The sequence below is a fragment of the Shouchella hunanensis genome (assembly GCF_028735875.1).
GTDB lineage: Bacteria > Bacillota > Bacilli > Bacillales > Bacillaceae_D > Shouchella > Shouchella hunanensis.
This window is the reverse complement of sequence record NZ_CP117834.1, coordinates 905,890-923,410: the sequence shown is the minus strand read 5'-3', so window position 1 is coordinate 923,410 and position 17,521 is coordinate 905,890. Positions and strand designations below refer to the sequence as shown.

Sequence of the window (17,521 nt, the reverse complement as noted above, 5' to 3'; positions counted from 1 at the left end):
TGAATCGCTAAAAGACAATAAGAAAAGGTGGTTTTGATGGATCAAGACAGTATTCAATTCGTTCCTTGAAATTGCGATACGTAACCATGTTTAAGGCATCTTCAATCGGAAAAAAACCAACTTCAAGGGCTTCTGGGGTTGTAGTCATTTCGCCACCTATAACGTTAGCTAAGTATAGAGTGTTGCAGATCGAAGCAGTCGTATTTTGAAAAATGCCGCAAAATTGAGTGATTTCGATGTCCAATCCGGTTTCTTCTTTGGTTTCTCGAACCGCAGCGTCTACCAACGATTCACCTTCTTCTACCTGTCCACCAGGAAACTCCCACCCCCGCTTCGGCCCTTTAATGAGTAATAGTTCTTGCTGTTTGTTCAAGACAATTGTGGCAGAAGAAAGAATATGTTTCGGCGTTTTATAATCCATAATTGGCTCCTTTATGCTAATATCGAGTGGGCAGAGTGCCCATCGTTTCTTCCTTACATGGTTTCGTTTTTTTTATTGAAAATCCTCTAGATCAGTCAAACTTATCGGTGTTGTTTGGTAGAGTAGCAATAGGGGGATTCGTTAACGTGAGAAAGTGAAACATCAAAGAGAGTCATGCGTAGAAAGGAAAGGGGGGACAGATATGAAACCATACTTCCTATTTATCAGCACATTTAGTGTACTTATGTATCTACTTCACATTTTATCAGGCTATTTATTGACGACGGCTTATATGAGGGGATGGATGATTCCAGCATTGGGAACAACGTACTATCCATTTATTCAGTTGGTAACAGGTGTTTTGGCGGCGACTGTCGCTTATGGGTTGTTTCAAGTGAGGTACGGAAAAAAAGAAGTGACTAGCTGAAATGAAGAGTACATAAAAAAGAAGCACGACAATTGTTGTGCTCTTTTTTATGTTGTGTGTGGCTCTTGAACTTTCTTTAGTAATGTGTGTAATTGCTTTAATTCGTCATTTGTTAAGTGATTGAAATAAGCGGCTTGTTGATGCTCTTGCTGAGGCACAATGTCGTCGTACAATTGCTTGCCATTCTCTGTTAAAGACAAGTATTTTGAGCGTTTTTCTTTTTCTCGTTTAATCCAGCCGTTTTCTTCCATTTTCGCTAAGAGCTTTGTAATGTTCCCTTTTGTTACGAGGAGAGAATTGGCTAGGTCTAGTTGAGAGAGACGCTTATTCGTTCCGATATGAACGAGCACATCAAATTGTGCAACGGTTAACCCCCACTCCTTAAGAAACGTGTTTGATTGCTTTAAGCTATGATGATACGTTCGCGATAATCTGAACCAGACGAGAAGCGCAAGGACGTCTTCTCTTGATTTGTTGTTTTGTTTCATATAGCACCACCATAAATAGATTTCCACCATTTTGTAGCTTCTTCTATATCTGCATTTATTAACGCATGTCCATAGTCGGTTAATGAGAGTTTTGTTTCTGCGCCGAATTGGTTCAGCTGTGTTTGTAACGCGAAGGCTTCTCCAGGTGCAACGAGCGTATCAGTAGCTCCTGCTGAAATAAAAATCTTTGTATGTGACAAATGAACCTCTTTAGGATTATGGAACAGGTTGCTTGGATGGAACAACACGGCGCTCGTATAGTCATTAGGGTGCGTCAATAATAAGCTAGTGGCAATATTCGCTCCGTTAGAGTAGCCGATGAGATGGCGCTTACCATGAGGGAGCTCTTTTTCAGCTAAAAGCGTGTCAATCGTTTGGTGAATCTGTTCTGTGCGGTAGCTGATGTCTTCGTAATCAAACGCTCCTTTAATCGGACGAGAGAAATAACGAAACCCTTTTTCATCACGGACTTCTCCACGTAGACCAATAACGGAAAAGGAGACATCCAAGTCACCAGCAATGTCAAGCAAATCTGACTCTCTTCCTGCACTACCGTGAAGTAAAATGAACGTATCCGTTGATGTTTGACTGCGATGGTAAAAGTAATGCATTGTAATCCCCCCTAACTAAATTGACTCTTCAATAGTTTACCTGTAAACTATAAATAAATCAAGATAACAAAGGGAGTGATAGGCATGAAGCTTCATGGTCATCATCACGTATCGTCATTAACAGCAAATGCGGAACGGAACTTAGCGTTTTACAGAAACATTCTTGGAATGAAACTAGTAAAAAAAACGGTTAATCAAGACAACACGTCGAATTATCATTTGTTTTATGCAGATGCAAAAGGATCTCCAGGCACAGAAGTGACCTTTTTTGAGATTCCGTTATTGGCACAGAAAAGGGAAGGAACCAATCGTATTTACGAAATTGGACTACTTGTTTCCTCAAGCGAAGCGCTCCAGTTTTGGCTTGAGCGTTTTAAAACGTATCATGTAGAGCATGAAGACATACGTGAAAGAAATGGCGTGCTTGTTTTGCCTTTTCAAGATCCAGATGGTCATCGTATGAGTCTTATTGTTGATGAGGGTGCGGAACCCGTTCTTGAAAATGGAACAGAAGACGTGCCTGGTGAGCATGCTATTATTGGCCTTGGACCTGCAACGTTACAAGTTCGCTATGCAGAACCGACAGCTCAAGTGCTAACGGACGTACTTGGTTACACCAAAAGTGGTCATTATAAGAATGGCGAGTACGCGGTTCACGTTTTTCAAATTGGGGAAAGTGGACTAGCTGGTGAAATTCATGTTGAAGAAAATAAAGATTTACCAAAAGCACGTGAGGGAAGAGGAAGTGTTCATCACATTGCCTTTCGTGTAAAAACAGAGGAAGAGCTTCACCAATGGGTGCAACATATTGAGAAGGAAGGGTTTACGACATCTGGTTTTGTTGATCGTTATTATTTTAAATCACTGTACTTCAGAGAGCCGAACGGTATTCTTTATGAATTAGCAACAGATGGGCCAGGTTTTGACATTGATGAATCGGTAGAAAACTTTGGAAAGGCACTTTCGCTGCCGCCATTTCTTGAGCCAAAGCGTAAAGACATTGAAGCGAAATTAAAGCCTTTACGAACGTAATAGAAGGGTCGGTCAGCACGAGAAGTGTTGACCGGCTTTTTTCATTATAGTTCGTTGAGATCAATCGCTTCTAATTGCTGTTCGGATAACCTGCCATCAATTAAATGCACAGCGTATGCATATACATTTGGTCGAGAGCGTACGATTGTGTGTAACGTCCCATCACGATAATGCAAACCAACTCCGTCATCTGCGGCAATCCCTCCTGGAATTTTTTTGGTGCGAATGAGCTGTTGGAACATAGGTCTTCGCTCGCGTTCTCCGTCGTAGTGCGGGGCATGACTTCCAGATAGGAAGCCTAACCCTTTTACCGGTTCTAGTCTGTCACCGTACGAATCGGTAATCCCACTTTCAAACCAGCAGATTGAGCCTGCACTTAACCCTGCCAGAATGGTTCCATTCTCATAGGCTTCTTTTAAAAAGGTATCTAGTCCCCAATGCTTCCAAAGCAGTAGCAAGTTAATCGTGTTTCCTCCACCTACATAAATCATATCTTTCTCAAGGATAAAGGAACGTAGATCACGTGTTGGTGGTTTAAAAAGGGATAAATGCGACGGCTGGCACGATTTCTGACGAAAAGCTTCATAAAAGCGCTCAATGTAAGTAGCAGAATCTCCGCTTGCTGTAGGGAGAAAGCAGATCTTAGGTGAAGAGACGTCTGCTTGTTTCAATAGATAATCATCGAGTAGCGGATTTTTAGGTTCCATTGAGAACCCTCCACCTCCAAGTGCAATCAGTTGCTTCATACAATAGACCTCCATTCGACTGTTGGAAAAATAGCTCTTCTGACGTATTTCTTTTAAGGAGTGAGATTAATGGTGATTCCCCCCTCTTTACATGATACAAATCATAGTCCGATAGCGATTTGAACAAAAAGGAGGTGTGGCCTTGTCTTCCTATGAAGCATTAAATCTCATGATTACGATTGGTGCGACAGTTTCTTCATTTGTGATCTCACTTCTCATGCTCGTTCTCTCAATTGTGCTTCTGAAAAAAGGAAAATGATAGAGGCTTTCCGCGTCATTTTCTTTTGCTATTGGAAAAAATGATTTGGCCCCTTATTGAGCATTCCAGGAGAAATAAGGGGTTTTTATGTAGCGTATAGGATGGTAGGTGAGTCAGTCAAGGTTGTAAAATAATGCTCGCTTTCCCTTGATGCTCCCATATAATAAGAGAAAGGAGTTGAGCAAATTGTTAGAAGCAAAAGGAGCATACAATAGCGCAAAAATCTTTACAAACTCAATTGATTCTACAGCTATGGATCAAATTGTTGAATTGTGTAATCAATCGTTTGTAGAAGGGTCCACAATACGAATTATGCCAGACACTCATGCTGGTGCAGGCTGTACGATTGGAACAACGATGACCATTCAAGACAAGGTTGTGCCTAATCTTGTTGGTGTTGACATTGGCTGTGGGCTCGAAGTAGCTATAGTTGATAAACAGAAAGACGAGGTCAACTTTGATCAGCTTGACGATGTGATTCGCACAAAGGTCCCACATGGGTTTAACGTCCGTTCCCAGCAAAATAGACATCCCTATGGAGAACAAATTGATTTTCCATCCATTCGTGCACCGTTTAATGAGAACCGAGCTTTAAATAGTGTTGGTACATTAGGTGGTGGCAATCACTTTATTGAGCTAAATGAGTATGGGAATAAGATCGCCCTTGTTATTCACTCTGGGTCTAGAAATTTAGGAAAACAAATAGCTGAGCATTATCAAGGTCGTGCTTATGATGGGTTAATGACACAAAGGCAAGAACGGGATGCGCTCATTGACCAGTTGAAGCAAGAGAATCGAAATAATGAAATCCAAGCAGCTCTTTCAGCATATAAGCGTCCTACGATTAAAAGGGATTTAGCTTATCTTGAGGGAGAAGGGTTTATCGACTATATGCATGATATGGGCATTGCACAACAGTATGCACGATTAAATCGAAAAGCTATGGTAGACGAGATTATAAAAGGAATGGGGTGGACGATCTCAAACTCATTTACGACCATTCATAATTATATTGATTTGGAGCAAAAGATTTTGCGAAAAGGGGCAATCTCGGCTCAAAAAGGAGAGCGCGTTATTATTCCATTGAATATGCGTGATGGCAGCATATTAGCGACTGGTAAAGGCAATAAAGAGTGGAATTACTCAGGCCCACACGGAGCAGGTCGTTTAATGAGTAGGAGGAAAGCGAAGGATACCTTTAACCTAGGTGAATTTAAGGATGCCATGGCAGGGATATGGACAACTTCTCTATCAGAAGAAACAATTGACGAGGCACCAATGGTGTACAAACCGATGAAAGACATTTTGGAACAGATTCAAGATTCTGTTGAGGTTCAACATATTATCAAGCCCCTGTACAATTTTAAAGCAAAATAAAAGCTCACTTGGAATCGTCCAAATGAGCTTTTTTATACGAATAACTGAATACCATGTATCGCAAAGTAAACCCCGAAAGCAACGAGGGAAAGACCTGATAATAAGGCAATTGCTTTTAGTGTCGCCGGTTTGAGGAATCTTCTTCCACCGCTGGTCATTGAAGCAACAAACAAGTCCCACATGGTTAAGCCAATAAAAATCATGCATGTATAGAGAAGGAGCTGTTGATTTGTCGCTGTCTCTGCTGTTTTCACCATGATCGAACCGTAAATGCCGAGCCAGAACATGATCGACATTGGATTGGAGATAGAAATAAGAAAGCCGTTAAAGAAGCAGTGAATGAGGGTATCTCTATGACGGTTCTCAATAATAGAAAAACGATTTGACCGCATCATTCCTTCAATCCCTGAGTAAAGAAGAACAAAGGCGCCAAATAACCAGAGGAACGATTGAATAAAAGGGGCGTCAATAAATCGTTGTAAGCCAAAGTAGACACATGCCATAAACGTTGCATCTGCAAATAGACTGCCAATTCCCACCATCCAAGAATGCATGAAGCCATTTTGAATACCTTTTTCAATTCTTGCGGCATTAACAGGACCTATTGGTGCACCTAAGCTTATACCTAGAAGAAGATAACTGAATACGATACTCAACACCATGTTTACTCACCTCCTTGTCCACTATATGAACAAGACGATAGGAACATGATTAATTCTCATCTTTTGCGTTCCTTTTTTCCATCAGCTAGAATGAAACAAATGAAGAAATGGGAGTGAAGGTAGATGCAATCGATTAAAGGAAAAGTAGCCCTTATTACAGGTGCAGGAAGAGGAATTGGGCGATCTACTGCTATTGCTTTTGCAAAAGAAGGTATTCATGTAGGGCTGGTGGGACGTACATTGGAAAATCTGCAAAACGTCGCAAATGAATTAAAAGAATACGATGTGAATGTCGCTGTTGCCGCTGCATCAATTGAAGAGATTGACTCTATCACAAAGGCAGTAGAGCAGGTTCGTACTGAATTAGGGCCTATTGACATTCTTGTCAACAATGCGGGAATCTCAAAATTTGGCGGCTTTATGGACTTAACACCTGAAGATTGGACAAACATTATCGATGTCAATGTGAAAGGCGTCTATTACACAACCCGTGCGGTATTACCAGAGATGGTAGAACGTCAAACAGGGGACATCATTACCATTGCTTCTACTGCAGGACAAAAAGGTGCCCCAGCAACGAGTGCCTATACTGCATCAAAAGCAGCTGTTATTGGTTTAAGTGAATCGTTAATGATGGAAGTTCGTAAACAGAATATCCGGGTAACGACGCTAACGCCAAGTACAGTCGCCACAGATATGGCAAAAGACCTTCAACTAACAGATGGTAATCCTGATAAGGTGATGCAGCCAGAAGACTTGGCTGACTTAATGGTCGCACAGCTTAAACTTCACCCACGAGTGGTATTAAAACACGCAGGCTTATGGTCCAATAATCCATAAAGTAAAGAAACACGGCTTAACAGTCGTGGTTCTTTTTTTTGAGTGGAAATTGGATAACCTTTCCATCTATAATAGAGTGAAAAGAGTATTTGCACAGAAAGGAAAGATTTGATGCAAACCATTTGGGCCGAGGACAATATGGGGATTTCATTGGACTCAGTTACAGACACAACAGTACGCGAGGCGGAAGAACGACTAGGAGTAGCATTACCTCCTACATATGTAGCGTTAGTTAAGGTACAAAACGGAGGATCTCTGACAGCAAATGCGGTTCCATCCCCTTCAAAAGATATACAAGAACCGTATATAGAGGTAGAAGAAATCTTTGGCATTGGTGATGGGGGCATTTCTGACTCCCCTTATTTAATTAAAGAGTGGGATTTGCCAGCGGGCATTGTCCTTTTTTCTGGGACGGGTCATTCGTGGCTAGCGTTTGATTATCGTCAAACGAAAGAGAACTCGCCAATCGTTTATTTTGAAGTGGATGCAGAGACTATGGAGTATCCTTTAGCAGAACATTTCGATGCCTTTTTAGAAATGTTGTATGTGGAAGAGGGAGAGGACTGGGAGGATGCAGATGATGAAGATGAGATACTAACTCATCAAGCTTTTGAAGCATTAATGAAAGAAAAGGATAGTGAGAAACTGAGATATGGAATTGAACGTACATTGCAATTTGAAATGGATTATGAGTGGTTAGGAAACATTTATTTGAAGCTAAGTACATATCCAGACCATCTCATTCGCGCAGAAATAGCGAATCAAATATGGAGTATGAAGTCGGCTTTTTTAGATGAGAATGTATTGGCAACACTTGTTCAAGTTTTTAAAGAAGACGCTAATCAAGAAGTACAGTCATATGCTGAATTGCTCGAAGAAAAAATAAACTTGTCTTATGATCAATGGCAGTCAAACCTTGATGGAACTGGTACGAGTCCCTTAGTATATGATCAAAAACGTATCATTCATGTTTATAAAGACGAGGGTGCTTGGATAGTAGAAATAGAGGGAAAAGACCTTGAGCAACGATACTCTTCAAAAAAGGCATTGCTTGATGAGTTTAAATTAAATGATTTGACAATTGAACAAGTGTGGGAACGAATGGCATTGTTATAGAAAGGGAGGAAGTCTGTGATGAAGCATGAGCAATTAGTATACGGCTATGTATTATTCGGTGCGGGTGTTGTGTTATTCGGATTGATGCACCTTGCTATTGCGTTAACGATGCCAGTTAACATTAATTCTGACTGGAGACTTTCAAATAGTTTATCGAATATTAGTGGCTGGATACCGTATAGTATGAGCATCATCTTAATGGTAATAGGACTTGTCATTATTCTGACGTATGCGTACATGAATTGGCTCTATAGCGAGGAAAAAGAAGAAGAGAAGAATGGGCAATCAGAAAAGCGGCAGGGTCCTTAAACCTGCCGCACAATTTTTAAGAGGAAAATCGTGTTCTCGCTTCTTCCAAACTATCTTGTCCTGTTTTGTTTTTCACTGGCAAAAATTCGTTTTCTCGATCCACTTGGAAAATGGTCATGCTTGAAGCGAGTGGAAACACATCGAAATAAAACAATTCTAGCTTATAGCCGTTGGGTTCCACTGGATCTATCTTAGTCCCGTCCGTTGCAATCGATGGGATTTTTTTGTGTGCTAAATGGTAGGGGAGTGAAGCATCAGCCGTGCGATAAAGAAAATCGAGCTTGAACAGATGGATGCCAATATTCGCATCTTGAAGAAGAGGATGATGGCGCTCTTCTTCCGTTAATTCGGAGTATTCGATAACCGCAGGCTTCCCGTCTCGTTGACCTAGCACCCCAACCTTCTCACTTGGCGTAACCTTTTTAACTGATTTAGTAGAAATGTCCGCTCCGTCTCGATCGGCATAACCAATAAAAAGGGGATCCGCTACTTGCACCAGTGCATTATCAATGTTGTTGAAGAAAATCCATTCAATTCCGTTCGCTTTCATTTCTTTAAGAATACCGGCTTTTTTCATAGAAGTAAAAACGCCGCCGTTTCCGTTAGGGGCTTGAAAGATTTGTCCCTTATCGGCAAGGATTATTTTGCCTTCTGGGGTGATTGCTGGGCTTACATCCTGTATGAAAAACGTAACTTGTTCCCTTTTCAGTCCAAAATAATGGTTATCGGCAAAAAAAGTTCGCGTATCTTTATCATTTATGGGGCTCGTCATAATGTACCAAGGAATCTGCACATTCGCTTCTCGCTGTTGAGCTTGGATCTGTTTTGCTTGAAGAGCGAATAAAGACGTTTCCGGCGTGTCATCCATCGTCACGGTTCCTTTAGGGCCGACGTGGCCTAATCGTGTTCCTTGACCTCCAGCAAGTAAAACGACTGCAACTTTTCCTTCTGAAAGCAATGAAACACCTCTATTGTATAGCTGTGCTTTTTCCTGATCTGCTAATTCAAGTGCCGATTGACTAGGGAGTGCTGTTATCGACGTATTCGTCTGCTCACCCTTAGCAGTCATGCTTGGAATAGAACTTAGATCCAATTGGTCAATTTGTTTCAATAGCGCTTGTTGTTCATGTTCGTCTAATTCATGATAAAAGTCTACTAGATGTTCTTGATGATACATGGAGACTTTTGTATGTATGGCTTCATAGGTTGTCATTTTTGGGTATCCCTTCTGTCGTTTATCCTCTCTTATCCTAGCATATTCCTTGTTCGTTACCCACTCTTACTCTTCAAAAAACCTCTGACATGTTGTCAGAGGTAATTGTTAACTTGCTTGACCTTGCTGTAGTTTATACATTTGCGCATAAATGCCTTTACGATTCAATAATTCATCGTGTGTTCCTTGCTCTCGGATTTCTCCTTGATCAAGCACAATAATCTGATCGGCATCTTGGATTGTCGATAAGCGGTGGGCAATAACAAATGTTGTTCGATCTTGCTTTAATGTCTGCATTCCTTTTTGAATAAGCAGTTCTGTCTCGGTATCAATGCTCGAAGTCGCTTCATCCAAAACAAGAATAGCGGGATTTGCTAAAAGTGCACGGGCAAACGATATGAGCTGACGCTGACCGCTGGATAAGGTACTTCCTTTTTCGGTGACGTGTTCATCTAACCCATTCTTGTTGAATAGATCGGTACCACCAACGAGGTGAACGGCTGCTTCAATCTCTTTTCTCGTAGCATCTGGTTTGCCATAGGCAATATTTGATGCAATGGTTCCAGAAAACAAGTAGGGCTCTTGCAAGACGATGCCCATATGAGAGCGCCATGCTTGTGGAGAATGGTGCTTTGTATCAATACCATCAATTTTAATGGTTCCGTTAGTAGGGTCATAGAAACGGAACAATAAATTCATGATCGAACTTTTTCCTGAGCCAGTATGACCTACGAGAGCAATCGTTTCTCCTGGTTTAGCATGGAAAGATAGTTGTTTTAAGACAGGCTCCCCTTCTATATAGGCAAACTGGACGTTTTGAAACGAAACATCTCCATTTGGTCTAGGAATGGTCGCTTCATCAACATCCTCTCCATCTTCATCTAAGAGTTCAAATACCCTTGCACCAGCCGCTCTTGCTTGTTCTAAGTTAGCTAGTTGATTCATTACTTGATTGACTGGTTCGAAAAGACGGTTTATATAGTCAACGAACGCATATAAGACACCAAGGGTAATAAGTCCGGCAGTCCCACCACTAATCCACCAGATTAAGGCGACAAAGACAATGTTTTTTACAACAAAGGTTAGGTTATGAGAAGTTAAAGAATTCAGGTTTAGTAGCTTTGCCTGATAGCGATAATGTGCATGGTTTAACTCCTCAAAGGATTCTAACTGTTGCTTCTCTTGGTTGAACGCTTGAATCATTTTCATGCCATGTACATTTTCATTCATTGAAGCATTAATCTCTGCGTTTTTTGCACGGATCGATCGATTCAATCCAGCTGCAAATTTCCGATAAAGTTTAAACCAAATAAATAAAATCGGAAGGAGTGCAAGGGTCATAAAGGCAAGACGGCTGTCTAATAAAAACAGCGCCACATAAATGCCAATAATGTAAATGAAGCTCGAAAAGAATGTTGCTAATACGGTCATGTAAAGCTCTCGAACGGCTTCTGTATCATTTGTAATCCGAGCAACAATTTTTCCGGCTGGCTGGTGATCGAAATAACGCACCGGCACTTTCGAAAGCTGGTTGAACACATCAACCCGCATCCGTTGAATAATTTTATGAGCAGCTTTCTTTAAATAAAAGTTTTGACCGTAGTGAAAAAAGGATGCGACGAACACAATTCCTAAATAAAGCATAAGCCAGCGAATGATAAAGCGAATCTCAGGCTCGTAAAATGCAAGAATCTCTTGCGCATTAAGAGATGCTGCTTCTGTTGTATAAGTGCCGTCCTGTCGGTCGACTGTTAAGATGCCGTCTCTAAAAAGTCGTTCTCCGTCAGTTGGAACAGGTGAAGTGGTAAAGTAAAACTGGGTTCCAATTTGGAGGATTTGAACTTCTTCTCCCCGCCATGCATCATTCTCTAAATAAGCATCACGGGTATAATAGGTGCCGTTATAGGCAACAGACTGATCGTTAGGTTCACTTTCATACCAGGGCTGTTCAATTCCGGAAATATGCCGATCAATAATCGTTTTAGCAATAAATGGACCTGTTAACTCAACCGCTACAGCTATAGTGAGCATAAAGAGGGCAATGAGTATCGTCCCTTTACTCGTTAGTGCATAACGAGCTAGTCGTTTTTCTGTACTCATGACATCGCCTCTTTCTCTCGGCTCGTTTGGTTCTGAACTTGTTCAGCATACCAGCCACCTTGCTTCATAAGGATTTCATGGGTTCCTCGTTCTTTAATGAACCCGTTTTCTAATACAATGATTTCATCTGCATGTTCAACAGCAGACATTCGATGGCTCGTAATAATGGTTGTTTGAGTTGAGCGATCTCGTTGAATGTTTGCAACAATACGAGCTTCTGTTTTTGCATCAACTGCCGATAAGGAATCATCCAAGATGAGAAGTTCCGGGTTTTTTGCCAACGCTCTGGCAATGGAAATACGCTGCTTTTGACCCCCCGATAAGGAAACACCATTCTCTCCAACAAGTGTTTCTAATCCATTCGGTAGAAAGGCAAGATCTTGGTCAAATGCAGCTGTGTGAATCACTTGATTTAAGTGCGTGTTACTTGTATCGTTTGCTGCTATTAATATATTTTCCTTGACGGTCTTTGAAAGCAGCACATGGTCTTGAGGCACATAACCAACCAAATGACGAATCGTTTCTTGGCTAAGGTCCTTAGCTGAATGGGTACCGAACAATAGTCCCTCACTTCCAGGTGGATAATACTTTAGAAATTGCTTAACTAGAGTAGATTTTCCACTTCCGGTTTTTCCGACAATACCGACTGTTGTCCCTTTATGGATGGTAAGTTCGATCTGTTGAAGTTGATTCGCCGTCGAATTTGGATAAGAGAACGAATAATTTTGTAAACGAATGGGAAGAGAAGCGACGAGCTCGTTAGATGGTAACGAAACAGATTTTGAAACAGATAAAGTCTCGTTGACTCGTTCATAAGAAGCACTACCACGCTGCATAATGTTAACAAGCTCACCAATGGCAAACATCGGCCAAATTAACATACCAAGATAGATATTAAACGTGACAATTTGCCCAAGGGTTAATTGCTGGTTAAAGACTAAAAAGGCACCATAGCCAAGACCAATAACATAGCTTAAACCAACAACAACGGTAATAATCGGATCAAAAAAAGATTCAATTCGAGCGACTTGGATGTAGCGGTTGTAAACATCAAGACTTTTGTTCTCGAATTGTGCTTCGTCTTTACGCTCACTTCGAAAGGCGCGAATGACACGCATACCAGCAACGGATTCAAGCACGCGGTCATTTAAATCGCCAAATGCTTCTTGCGCTTTTGTAAATCGTGAATGAATCATGTTTCCGAGTATGGTTACGGTAATGGCGATAATGGGCAATGGGGCTACCGCTGCAAGGGTTAATCGCCAATCAATGAGCCACGTCATAGCAATAAGAATAATAGCCATAAACATAATCGAATCAATTAGAGTAAGTATGCCGAAACCAGCCGTCATCGAAATGGCTTTCATATCGTTTGTGCCACGTGCTAGCAAGTCGCCTGTTTTCCGTCTCTCATAGAAGGGTGGGTCCATTTGAAACAAGTGCTTCATATAACGGCTACGAAGCTGGCGTTCAAGGATAAATGCCCCACCAAACAACTGTCGCATCCAAATGTAGCTTAATCCGTAGCTAATGAGAATAACAGCAAGCATGATCAAGATAAGTGTCACGGCATAGCTTGTTGATAAGGCTCCTCTTTGAAACGCGTCAACGGCTCTACCAATTAAAAGAGCAGGCGTCAGCTCAAAGATACTGACTACCAATAGTAAACTAATAGCGATAACGTAGCGTTTTTTCTGTTCTTTAAAAAACCAGCTTAATTGTTTTAATACGCGAAACATGTCTATCCACTTCTTTCATCACTTAGTCCAACAATGGAGCTACCCGCCTTCTAGCTCTCCAGTATCCAATAGCAGCGGGATGTACACATGTAATAATAAGGTATTCACATTTTGTCCTCCTGAAAAAATAGTCTTTATCTTTTTAAGCATAAAAAAAGACGCACGGTTACGCCGCACGTCTTTCCTCCATATGCAATCGGCACTCGTGTCGAGTCCGAGAAAAAGCAAGGTTACAAATTCTCTATACCTTGTAGACGAGACTCGTAGGCTATTCGGTTTACGTAAACGGATCCTCTATTTAGTAAAAGCACAGGTCTCATCTCCTTTTTCAAAAGTATAAAGCTGTTTTTATCTTACTCGAAAAGTTGATTGATATGCAAGAAAATTTTAAAAGTAATTGAATCGGGAAGATGAATGAACGATTCATCTAAAGCGCTCAGAAGTGTTCGTGTTGTCATTCCTCTAATAGGTCCACGCTCATGTTCACGTACGGTATTTATGCTATATTTAGATTACTAGAATAGATCGAAAAAGGAGAATGGTCAGAATGAATGAATCTAGGTACACATGGCGTTCGTATTCACTAGTAGTCCTAAGTCTACTTGTGACTCTTGCTATGTTTTTGTTAGATCCGATTGCCACAGCGACAAATGAAGGTGCAAGCCTGCCAATGATGGTGTTTATCTTTATTGGTACACTTGTAACCGTTATCGGCATCATCTTTGTTATTCTATCAAAAAAGGAGCAGTCAAAAGTAGCTCTTATTGCTTTAGCCATCACGTTAGTGAATTGCGGTGTCATTGCTTTCTTTTTGTTTGTTGGTTTGATGTATACGTAATGGAAGAAGAGGTGAAACACACATCTCATGTAAACGAACATTTCGCAAAAGAATGGAGTCTTGTATGAAAAAGATTGTATTGATTGGCTGTGGGGGTGCTGGTAAATCAACATTAGCAAGACAAATGGGTGAGAGACTAAAGATTAATGTCTATCATTTAGATGCGCTGCATTGGAAGCCTAATTGGGAAATGACAGCTCGAGAAGAGCAAGAAGCAATACAACGAACGCTTACGGAAGAGGAAGAATGGATTATTGATGGTCATTATGGATCAACGTTACCAATTCGGTTAAAAGCTTGTGACACGATCCTTTTTTTAGACATGCCAAGAACTCTTTGTGTGTTTCGTGCCATAAAGCGATTTCTTACATATAGAAACAAGGCACGACCAGATATGAGGGAGGGGTGTGAAGAAAAACTAGATCTTCCCTTTTTGAAATGGATATGGGACTTTCCGAAAAATAAAAAGCCACAGGTTTTAGAAGAGATTCGTCGTTATTCAGAAGGGAAGCGTGTGCTTATTTTGCGGTCACGAAAAGAAGTCCAACACTTTATAAACCAATTATAGGAGGAAGAAGCAATGATACGGCTTGCTACAAGCGCGGACATCCCCCATCTCATTAAGATGCGTTGGGATTTTACAATTGAACATGATGATTCAAAGAGTAACGAATCTTTTCAGTTGTTTCAACAAGAATGTGATGCATTTTTAGTGGCGGCGTTGGAAGAGGATTGCTGGTTTATTTGGGTTTTTGAAGAAGATGGTGAGTTGGTTTCTCATATTTATACAGAACTTGTTCATAAAGTACCAAGGCCAGGGCGTGTCACATATCCATTTGTTTTTATGACAAACGTTTACACCATTCCAAAAGCGAGAGGAAAGGGAGTAGGGACTCGACTGTTAAAAAAGGTAAATGAATGGGTGGAAATAAATAAGTATGAGTTTGCGATTGTTTGGCCGAGTGATGAATCAATTTCCTATTACAAGAGGAACGGCTATCATACTTGTACAGAACCGCTTGCGTTTATTCCGGAATAGAACAGGAGAGCAGGATGAAAAAGATTGTGTGGCAAAACACGGAACAAATGGGTCTTGAATTCTTATTTGTGAAGGAAGGCAGTATAGGGATAAACATAGAAAGTACAGTGATTCAAACGGATCAAGATGCTTCTTTTTGTTTAGAATATGCTGTTACCCTTTCGAAAGATTGGGAAATGAGAGGAATTGACTTTAAGGAAAAAGGGACGGAACGATACCTGACACTTTCGACTAATGGAAAGGGAAAATGGTTTGATGAGAATGGGCAAACGATTCAAGCATTGGAAGGAGCGAAAGACATAGATTTGTCCTGCACGCCTTTTACGAATACCTTACCGATTAATCGTAACAAGTGGCAAATAAATGAACCTATTGATTTAGAGGTTGTGTATATTGATAGAAATATGAATTACAGAAAACGAAATCAACGATATACATTAGTTGAAGAAGAAGAACAAAGAAAGTTCCAATACCAAAGTGGTTCTTTTACGACTATTTTTACTGTTGATTCATTTGGATTTATTACGAATTATCCAGGCTTTTTCAAACAGCTATACCATTAGGAGGGAGAAGGAGACTTATGATTACAATAAAAGTGGGCGAAATGATTACGCCTCGGCAATTGGCTACTGTATTTCAACGATCAACCATTACCCGACCTCTAGACGACTTGAATCGCCTAGAGGAAATGCTCAAGCATGGAAATTTGCTTGTCACTGCTTGGGACGGAGAAAAGCTTATAGGTGTCGCACGAAGTTTAACGGATTATGTATACTGTTGCTATTTATCGGACCTTGCTGTGGATACAGCTTATCAATTTCAGGGGATCGGCCGTCAGCTAGTGGATAAAACAAAGGATGAAATAGGAGAAAATGTCACACTACTGTTAAGGGCATCAGCGGAAGCGATGGATTATTATCCGAAACTAGGTTTTGAGCGGATCGAGAATGGTTTTGCGATTCCAAGGAAAGCTTAGCTACAATCCCAGTTAGTAAACAAGCAGGGTAGAAATGGAATGCTTATTCTATTTGTTTACTATAGTACGCAATTCGTTTACTAGAAAGGAAGGAAAGAATCGCCACAGCAGCAATGAGAATCACAATGCCTGACCATCCAGTCGAGTAAAAAAGCGTACCCGAAATGGTTCCAACTACAGCTCCACCGAAATAGTAGGCGAATAGGTAAATGGATGTCGCCTGGGTATTGTGATCATTTCTAAAGTTGCTAACCCAACTACTGCAAATGGAATGGGCACCGAAGAAGCCAAATGTGAAAACGGCAATGCCTCCTATGATGACCCACAAACTTGGATGAAGGGTCATGACTCCACCAATAAATAAAAGACAAATGGCTAACGTGAGAATACGATCGTTACCATACTTATCCGACAGCATTCCCATCCACGTTGAACTAAAGCTTCCTACTAAATAAACAATAAAAATAAAACCAACGAGTGTTTGACTTAAAGAGTATGGTGGTTCCATCAGCACAAAGCCGATGTAATTGTATAAAGAAACAAAGCCTGCACTAAGTAAAAAGCCATTTAAAAACAAAAAGCGTAAACCGGGAACACGAAATGGAGAGAAAAATGAGTGCACAATACGATGGTTTTGCTGTATGTGATGTGATGTCGTTTCTACTGATGGAAGGAGGTACCAAAAAAGAGCTGTCGCGGCTAAGCTAATGAAACCAACTCCCATGACGGCACTATTCCAATTAAATTGATCTGCCAAAAAGCCACTTAGTATTCGACCTGTCATCCCACCTATAGAACTACCACTAATATAAAGGCCCATAGCAAAGCCAAGACTTTTTCCTTCAATAGCATTTGCCAGATAAGCCATCGCCACAGCAGGAATACCAGCTAATGTTACGCCTTGTAAAATACGAAATAGAATTAAGACACCGAAGCTTGATAGAAAGCCTGATAAGATGACGAGCAAAGATGAAACGATAAGAGAGAGAGTCATTAAGTTTTTCTGATTAAATTTATGGGCATAGACACCAATGATTAATAAGGTGAAGGCTAAAGAAAGTGTAGTAGAAGACTGAACGAGGCTCGATAAAGCAGGGCTAACATTGAATTCATTAGCCATTTCAGGTAGCAACGATTGCATCCCCCAAAGGATTGCAAATGTGCAAAAACCACCGATAAATAAAGCGGTATTAAGTTTTTTGAAAGCTGTAGTGCCACGATGAATTGGTGCCATAGTCTCCGCTCCTAATAATGAAGTCCACCTATAAGTAGGCCCTTTCTTTATCATACGCCTATCGAATAAAAGACTCCAATGAGTTTTTTGCATA

At 40.8% G+C, this 17,521-nt stretch carries 21 protein-coding genes; 12 read left to right on the top strand and 9 right to left on the bottom strand.

Features of this window, described 5'->3' with window-relative positions:
- Window positions 1-7 precede the first annotated feature (7 nt).
- Complete coding sequence (locus PQ477_RS04930; protein WP_274273054.1) at window positions 8-421, bottom strand: NUDIX hydrolase; 414 nt, start codon at window positions 419-421, stop codon at window positions 8-10.
- Window positions 422-623: 202 nt separating this feature from the next.
- Between PQ477_RS04930 and PQ477_RS04925 the strand changes: the two genes are divergently transcribed.
- A complete protein-coding gene (locus PQ477_RS04925) occupies window positions 624-848 on the top strand; it encodes a hypothetical protein (protein ID WP_060704666.1) in 225 nt (74 codons plus the stop codon).
- A gap of 47 nt (window positions 849-895) precedes the next feature.
- On the opposite strand, the gene PQ477_RS04920 is transcribed toward PQ477_RS04925, so the two are convergent.
- Together PQ477_RS04920 and PQ477_RS04915 are read right to left on the bottom strand one after the other, a co-directional pair.
- On the bottom strand, window positions 896-1,336 hold the full coding sequence (locus tag PQ477_RS04920) for a MarR family winged helix-turn-helix transcriptional regulator (RefSeq protein ID WP_060704667.1): 441 nt from the start codon (window positions 1,334-1,336) through the stop codon (window positions 896-898).
- Window positions 1,333-1,947 carry an alpha/beta hydrolase gene (locus tag PQ477_RS04915; RefSeq protein WP_274273053.1) on the bottom strand — a complete coding sequence of 205 codons (615 nt, stop codon included), beginning with the start codon at window positions 1,945-1,947 and terminating at the stop codon, window positions 1,333-1,335. Before PQ477_RS04915 ends, PQ477_RS04920 begins: the two co-directional genes overlap by 4 nt.
- Before the next feature lie 84 nt (window positions 1,948-2,031).
- On the opposite strand from PQ477_RS04915, the gene PQ477_RS04910 reads away from it, so the two are divergent.
- The gene (locus PQ477_RS04910) at window positions 2,032-2,979 is read left to right on the top strand and encodes a ring-cleaving dioxygenase (RefSeq protein WP_274273052.1); all 948 of its coding nucleotides are present in this window, start codon (window positions 2,032-2,034) and stop codon (window positions 2,977-2,979) included.
- 44 nt (window positions 2,980-3,023) lie between these two features.
- Here the strand turns inward: PQ477_RS04910 and PQ477_RS04905 are convergent, their stop codons facing one another.
- Window positions 3,024-3,725: a Type 1 glutamine amidotransferase-like domain-containing protein gene (locus PQ477_RS04905; RefSeq protein WP_144559989.1), complete on the bottom strand. Its 702-nt coding sequence runs from the start codon at window positions 3,723-3,725 to the stop codon at window positions 3,024-3,026.
- 142 nt (window positions 3,726-3,867) lie between these two features.
- Between PQ477_RS04905 and PQ477_RS20855 the strand changes: the two genes are divergently transcribed.
- Both PQ477_RS20855 and PQ477_RS04900 read left to right on the top strand, forming a co-directional pair.
- A complete protein-coding gene (locus tag PQ477_RS20855) occupies window positions 3,868-3,984 on the top strand; it encodes a putative holin-like toxin (protein WP_328237436.1) in 117 nt (38 codons plus the stop codon).
- A gap of 186 nt (window positions 3,985-4,170) precedes the next feature.
- Window positions 4,171-5,361, top strand: coding sequence for an RtcB family protein (locus PQ477_RS04900; RefSeq protein ID WP_274273051.1), 1,191 nt, complete (start codon window positions 4,171-4,173; stop codon window positions 5,359-5,361).
- A 32-nt stretch (window positions 5,362-5,393) separates the two neighbouring features.
- Here the strand turns inward: PQ477_RS04900 and PQ477_RS04895 are convergent, their stop codons facing one another.
- Window positions 5,394-6,023, bottom strand: coding sequence for a LysE family translocator (locus PQ477_RS04895; protein WP_060704671.1), 630 nt, complete (start codon window positions 6,021-6,023; stop codon window positions 5,394-5,396).
- Between the two features lie 123 nt (window positions 6,024-6,146).
- On the opposite strand from PQ477_RS04895, the gene PQ477_RS04890 reads away from it, so the two are divergent.
- From PQ477_RS04890 to PQ477_RS04880, 3 genes are all read left to right on the top strand, one after another.
- A complete protein-coding gene (locus PQ477_RS04890) occupies window positions 6,147-6,863 on the top strand; it encodes a 3-ketoacyl-ACP reductase (RefSeq protein WP_144559985.1) in 717 nt (238 codons plus the stop codon).
- Window positions 6,864-6,974: 111 nt separating this feature from the next.
- Window positions 6,975-7,979: an SMI1/KNR4 family protein gene (locus PQ477_RS04885; protein ID WP_274273050.1), complete on the top strand. Its 1,005-nt coding sequence runs from the start codon at window positions 6,975-6,977 to the stop codon at window positions 7,977-7,979.
- A gap of 18 nt (window positions 7,980-7,997) precedes the next feature.
- Entirely contained in the window at window positions 7,998-8,288 is a 291-nt protein-coding gene (locus PQ477_RS04880; RefSeq protein WP_274273049.1) for a hypothetical protein, read from the top strand.
- Window positions 8,289-8,304: 16 nt separating this feature from the next.
- Here PQ477_RS04880 and PQ477_RS04875 read toward each other — a convergent pair whose 3' ends face one another.
- From PQ477_RS04875 to PQ477_RS04865, 3 genes are all read right to left on the bottom strand, one after another.
- A complete protein-coding gene (locus PQ477_RS04875; protein WP_274273048.1) occupies window positions 8,305-9,501 on the bottom strand; it encodes a UDPGP type 1 family protein in 1,197 nt (398 codons plus the stop codon).
- Window positions 9,502-9,609: 108 nt separating this feature from the next.
- Window positions 9,610-11,601: an ABC transporter ATP-binding protein gene (locus tag PQ477_RS04870; protein ID WP_274273047.1), complete on the bottom strand. Its 1,992-nt coding sequence runs from the start codon at window positions 11,599-11,601 to the stop codon at window positions 9,610-9,612.
- A complete protein-coding gene (locus PQ477_RS04865; protein ID WP_274273046.1) occupies window positions 11,598-13,340 on the bottom strand; it encodes an ABC transporter ATP-binding protein in 1,743 nt (580 codons plus the stop codon). Before PQ477_RS04865 ends, PQ477_RS04870 begins: the two co-directional genes overlap by 4 nt.
- 547 nt (window positions 13,341-13,887) lie before the next feature.
- Between PQ477_RS04865 and PQ477_RS04860 the strand changes: the two genes are divergently transcribed.
- From PQ477_RS04860 to PQ477_RS04840, 5 genes are all read left to right on the top strand, one after another.
- Window positions 13,888-14,178 (top strand): hypothetical protein, encoded by a 291-nt coding sequence (locus tag PQ477_RS04860; RefSeq protein ID WP_060704677.1) that lies wholly within the window; start codon window positions 13,888-13,890, stop codon window positions 14,176-14,178.
- A 64-nt stretch (window positions 14,179-14,242) separates the two neighbouring features.
- Entirely contained in the window at window positions 14,243-14,746 is a 504-nt protein-coding gene (locus PQ477_RS04855; RefSeq protein WP_035394943.1) for a DNA topology modulation protein, read from the top strand.
- A 12-nt stretch (window positions 14,747-14,758) separates the two neighbouring features.
- Window positions 14,759-15,217: a GNAT family N-acetyltransferase gene (locus tag PQ477_RS04850; RefSeq protein ID WP_274273045.1), complete on the top strand. Its 459-nt coding sequence runs from the start codon at window positions 14,759-14,761 to the stop codon at window positions 15,215-15,217.
- Window positions 15,218-15,231: 14 nt separating this feature from the next.
- Complete coding sequence (locus PQ477_RS04845; protein ID WP_274273044.1) at window positions 15,232-15,780, top strand: putative glycolipid-binding domain-containing protein; 549 nt, start codon at window positions 15,232-15,234, stop codon at window positions 15,778-15,780.
- A 17-nt stretch (window positions 15,781-15,797) separates the two neighbouring features.
- The gene (locus PQ477_RS04840; RefSeq protein WP_035394949.1) at window positions 15,798-16,193 is read left to right on the top strand and encodes a GNAT family N-acetyltransferase; all 396 of its coding nucleotides are present in this window, start codon (window positions 15,798-15,800) and stop codon (window positions 16,191-16,193) included.
- Between the two features lie 43 nt (window positions 16,194-16,236).
- On the opposite strand, the gene PQ477_RS04835 is transcribed toward PQ477_RS04840, so the two are convergent.
- The gene (locus PQ477_RS04835) at window positions 16,237-17,427 is read right to left on the bottom strand and encodes an MFS transporter (protein ID WP_035394951.1); all 1,191 of its coding nucleotides are present in this window, start codon (window positions 17,425-17,427) and stop codon (window positions 16,237-16,239) included.
- Between the last annotated feature and the right edge of the window lie 94 nt (window positions 17,428-17,521).